The organism is Candidatus Hakubella thermalkaliphila (assembly GCF_013281975.1).
In the GTDB taxonomy this organism is placed as follows: Bacteria; Actinomycetota; Humimicrobiia; order Hakubellales; family Hakubellaceae; genus Hakubella; species Hakubella thermalkaliphila.
In genome coordinates this window covers 1-506 of sequence record NZ_BLRZ01000505.1, presented here as the reverse complement: position 1 = coordinate 506, position 506 = coordinate 1, and the positions used below count along the sequence as shown (strand labels likewise).

Below are 506 nucleotides of genomic sequence, written 5' to 3'. Positions count from 1 at the left end.
CCAACGATTACTATCACAGGCGGAGCTGTTGACTTCATGCTCACAGCAAGTCCTGCAATAACATTAGTGCCATGCCCTGTCTGGCTTGCTGCGGCAATGTGTTTAACAGGCGCAAAACTTTTTGATGTGAAATACTCTGTAATCATCACTATCAGGCCTGTGAGAGCAAGCCCTATCAATGCAGTCAAGAATAAACTTCCTGCAGTAAATACGCCTGCATCTGTGCCTGTAAGACTGGAAATCAATCTAACGGATACTACATAAAAAGCGCCTGCAGCCAGAATACCTGAAACTGCAAGTCCCTTATAAAGGGCGCCCATAATATACTGGCTCTTGCCAAGCCTTACGGCAAACGTTCCTATGATAGATGCCAGGATCGAGATGCCACCAAGAAGAAGCGGGAACTGTACCCATTTGCTTTCATAACCAAAAACGGTTGCTGCCAAAAGCATAGCTGCAACGAGTGTGACAACATAAGTCTCATAAAGGTCAGCAGCCATGCCAGC

The 506-nt window shown here is 46.2% G+C and carries 1 protein-coding gene; it reads right to left on the bottom strand.

Annotation, left to right across the window (positions count from 1 at the left end; translation table 11 throughout):
• On the bottom strand, nucleotides 1-506 hold a 506-nt coding region (locus HW443_RS12930; RefSeq protein WP_176238414.1), incomplete at both ends, for a sodium/proton-translocating pyrophosphatase.